General features: G+C 71.3%; 6 protein-coding genes. All 6 read right to left on the bottom strand.

What is annotated here, in order from left to right; translation table 11 throughout:
- Positions 1-326, bottom strand: a 326-nt coding sequence (locus AC1D01_RS24025) for a peptidylprolyl isomerase (RefSeq protein WP_477870815.1), incomplete at its 3' end; no start/stop codon positions are given.
- A 58-nt stretch (positions 327-384) separates the two neighbouring features.
- Complete coding sequence (locus AC1D01_RS24030) at positions 385-591, bottom strand: hypothetical protein (RefSeq protein ID WP_477870817.1); 207 nt, start codon at positions 589-591, stop codon at positions 385-387.
- 131 nt (positions 592-722) lie between these two features.
- Positions 723-1208, bottom strand: a complete 486-nt coding sequence (locus AC1D01_RS24035) for a DUF2127 domain-containing protein (RefSeq protein ID WP_477870819.1) — start codon at positions 1206-1208, stop codon at positions 723-725.
- 7 nt (positions 1209-1215) lie between these two features.
- A complete protein-coding gene (locus AC1D01_RS24040; RefSeq protein WP_477870821.1) occupies positions 1216-1539 on the bottom strand; it encodes a 2Fe-2S iron-sulfur cluster-binding protein in 324 nt (107 codons plus the stop codon).
- Positions 1536-2954: an ATP-dependent RNA helicase DbpA gene (gene dbpA, locus AC1D01_RS24045; RefSeq protein ID WP_477870823.1), complete on the bottom strand. Its 1419-nt coding sequence runs from the start codon at positions 2952-2954 to the stop codon at positions 1536-1538. Before dbpA ends, AC1D01_RS24040 begins: the two co-directional genes overlap by 4 nt.
- 35 nt (positions 2955-2989) lie before the next feature.
- Positions 2990-3949: aminotransferase-like domain-containing protein (locus tag AC1D01_RS24050; RefSeq protein WP_477870825.1), on the bottom strand; the 960-nt coding region annotated here is incomplete at its 5' end.

The following is a 3949-nucleotide window of genomic DNA, read 5'->3' on the forward strand; positions in this document are numbered from 1 at the left end:
GCATCCGGGTCGCCCCATTGCGCGACGTAGTTGTCCTGCACGCGCACGACCGCGAGGCCATCGAAGAAGCCCTCGTGCGCCAGCGTGCGGATGTTCTCGACATGCCGCGGCGCGAAGCGCGGCGCGAGCTCGATGACGATCGGCCCGCTGCGCGGATCGGCGAGTTCCATCACGAGGGTGTCGGCAGCCACCAGCGGGCGCCAGTCGGCGGCTGCCGAGCGTTCGATCACCTCGGCGACGGTCGGTGGCGCGGCGCCGGCCCAGGGCGCCGCGATCAAGGCCAGTGCGGCGCAAAGCGCGCGCGGGAAGGAACGGGAAGGGGGCATGGGCCGGCTCCGTGAGGACAGGGAGCGGCCACGATATCAGCCCCTATCAATCACGAGATCAGCGGCGGCCGTCCCAGTCGCGCCGGTCGTGGTCGCGGTCGCGCCAGTCGCGGCCGGGGCCTGGGCCGTAGTACGGCGCCGGTTCGACCACTACGGTGCGCTGGCGGTAGCCGCGCGGTGGCACGACGATGCAGGCGCTCAGCAATTGCGTCGCGGCAACGATGCCGACCAGGCCCAGCATGCGGCGGTTCAGAAAGCGTTTCATCGTGGGTCTCCTGTAGGCCGTACAGCGGCCTCGCCATGACAACGGGTGCGGTCGCCCCGATGTTGACGCCCCCGCGTTGCTGCGAGGTAAAGGGCGGGTATCAGTCTGTTCGGCGTGGGGCCGAAGCGCCGCTATCCGACGTTGATGACCGGCGCCGCGCGCCGCTGCCGCTCGAGCATCCACAGCAGGTAGACCACGATCGCGATGTTCAGCAGCAGCGTCGCGACCCGCAGCGCGCTCACGCGCTGCAGCACCTCGTAGAGCTCCACCGGCACGTAGATGGCGCCGCCCGCCGCACCCAGCCAGGCCCCCCAGCGGTAGCCGCGCCACAGGCCATACGCTTCGGCCAGCCGCACGCTCGCATACAGCGCCGCCAGGCCGGCCAGCAGCCACAGCCGTGCATCGGTGAGCTGCGAACTCGCCTCGAGGAAGATGTGCGGGAAGTGCCGGTCCGGGTCGAGGTGCAGCCCGGCGACCAGCGCCTCGGCCAGGTGCCGCACGTCGCGGTGYAGCAGCGACAGCAGCCCGAAGCCGCCAGCCAGCACGGCCAGGCCCTTGATCGCCTCGAACAGCGCGACCAGCTGCATCGTGCGCGGCGGATGGGGGCGCGCTGTCACGATGTGCTCATGACGTCAGCGGCCGTGCGGCGGGTGCGTCGATTACGAGATCGCTGCGCGGTTGCGCCACGCACGGCAGGATGAATCCTTCGGCCTTCTCTTCGGCGCTCAGCCCCGGCCAGTCGATCGGGTATTCGATGCGGCCGCTGACGAGCTTGCAGATGCAGGCGCGGCAGGTGCCGTTGCGGCACGAGCTCGGCAGCCGCAGGCCGGCCAGTTGCGCCGATTTCACGAGGCCTTGCCTGGCAGGCGCCGCAAAGCGGAAACCGCCCGGTTCGACGACGGCTTCGAACGGCGCTGCTGCGAGCGGTGCCGCGCTGTCGCCGCTCATTCGGCGGCGGCCTCGTCCAGGAACCTCACCTTCACCTTGCGGCCCTTCAGCTTGCCGCTGTTCAGCCGCTGCAGCGCCTGCTTCGCGATCGCGCGATCGACGGCGACGTAGGTCGAGAACTCGCCGACCTGGATCCTGCCGACCTGCGCCGCGGTGAAGCCGGCCTCGCCGGTCAACGCGCCCAGCACGTCGCCGGGGCGGATCTTGTCCTTGCGCCCGCCGAGGATCTGCAGCGTGCGCATCGCCGCGGTCAGCGGCCCGCCGCCGCTCGGCGTGAGCTCGGCGAGCTTGTGCCATTGCGATTCGCGCCCCTGCACCTGCTCGATCTGCCCGACGCGGCCCATCTCGTCCATGCTCGCCAGGCTGAAGGCCCAGCCTTCCTCGTCGCCGCGGCCGGTGCGGCCGATGCGGTGCGTGTGCACCTCGGGGTCGGGCGTGATGTCGACGTTGATCACCGCCTCGAGCTGCGCGATGTCGAGGCCGCGTGCCGCCACGTCGGTGGCCACCAGCACCGGGCAGCTGCGGTTGGCGAACTGCACCAGCACCTGGTCGCGGTCGCGCTGCTCCAGGTCGCCGTGCAGCGCGAGCGCCTGCACGCCCTGCGCCTGCAGCACCTCGACCAGGTCGCGGCACTGCTGCTTGGTGTTGCAGAACGCGATCGTGCTGGCCGGGCGGAAGTGGTTCAGCAGCAGGCCGACGGCATGCAGCCGCTCGTCGTCGCGCACCTCGTAGAAGCGCTGGCGGATCTTCGCGGCCGCGTGCTGCTCGCCCAGCTTGACCTCGCGCGGCTCGCGCAGGAACTGCTGGCTCAGCTTGGCGATGCCGTCGGGGTAGGTGGCCGAGAACAGCAGCGTCTGGCGCTGCTTCGGGCAGCGCTTGGCCACCGCGACGATGTCGTCGAAGAAGCCCATGTCGAGCATGCGGTCGGCCTCGTCGAGCACCAGCGTGTTCAGCGCGGCGAGCGACAGCGTCTCGCGCTCCAGGTGGTCGAGGATGCGCCCCGGCGTGCCGACGACGATGTGCGCACCGTGCTCCAGGCTCGCGATCTGCGGGCGCATCGTCGCGCCGCCGCACAGCGTCAGCGTCTTCACGTTGTCCTCGGCGCGCGCGAGGCGCCGGATCTCCTGCGTGACCTGGTCGGCCAGCTCGCGCGTCGGGCACAGCACCAGCGCCTGCACGTCGAAGCGCTTCGCATCGAGCCGGGCCAGCAGCGCGAGCGCGAAGGCGGCGGTCTTGCCGCTGCCGGTCTTGGCCTGCGCGATCAGGTCGTGGCCGGCCAGCGCGATCGGCAGGCTGGCGGCCTGGATCGGCGTCATCGTCTCGTAGCCGAGGCGGGACAGGTTCTCGAGGGTCGCGGCGGAGAGCGGCAGCTGGCTGAATGCGGCTGRGGGCGAGGGCGGGGGCGCTTGGGTCATGCGCCCGATTATCGGTGCGCGCCTTCGAAGGGCGCTCAGCGGGCGGCGGCGCGGGCCAGCACGCGGCTCGCGGCCGAGGTCGCCGACAGCCGCTGCGTCAGGTACTCGGCCAGCCGCACGTGCTGGCTGAACACCACGTTGAAGCGCAGGTGCGGGTCGCCGGCGTTGTCGGCCATGAAGGTGGCGCCGCGCACCAGCAGGATGCCGTTGCGGTAGGCATCCTTCACGAGTTCGTCGATGTCGATGCCGTGCGGCACCGTGCCCCACAGGAAGAGCCCGCCCTCGCCGGGGTGGTCGAGCAGCACGCCGGCCTGGCGCAGCTGGCGCGTCGCCAGGCCGCGCGCGGTGCCGAGCTTCTGCTGCAGCCGGTCGACGTGCTTGCGGAAGCGCCCGGTCGACAGCAGCTCGAGCAGCACGTGCTCGTTCAGCGAGGCGGTGGTCAGCACCGAGAGGATCTTCTCGCGCAGCAGCGGCTTCAGCCACTGCGGCTCGGCCGCGACGTAGCCCAGGCGCAGCGCCGGGCTCAGCGCCTTGCAGAAGCTGGAGTAGTAGATGACGTTGCGCAGCTCCGACAGTTGGGCGAGGCGCGTCGGGTGGCCGGGGTGGAAGTGGCTCTGCACGTCGTCCTCGGCCAGCAGGAAGCCGTGCCGGTCGGCCAGCCCGAGGATGCGGTGCAGGTTGGCCGCGCTGCTGCTCCAGCCGGTCGGGTTGTGCAGCACGCTCTGCACGAAGAACATGCGCGGCCGGTGTGCGGTGCAGGCGGCCTCGATCTGCGCGAGGTCGGGGCCGTCGTGGCGCCGCGCGATCGGCACGATGCGCACGCCCATCTGCCGCAGCCGGTCGAACAGCAGGTGGTAGCCGGGGTTGTCGACCATCACCGCGTCGCCCGCCTGCAGGAAGGCGCGGCAGATCAGGTCGATCGCGTGGGTGCCGCCGTAGGTGGTCAGGATGCGGTTCGCATCGGCCGCGATGCCCTGGCCGCGCATCAGCGTGGC

This window comes from Rhizobacter sp. P3_B12, assembly GCF_056402895.1.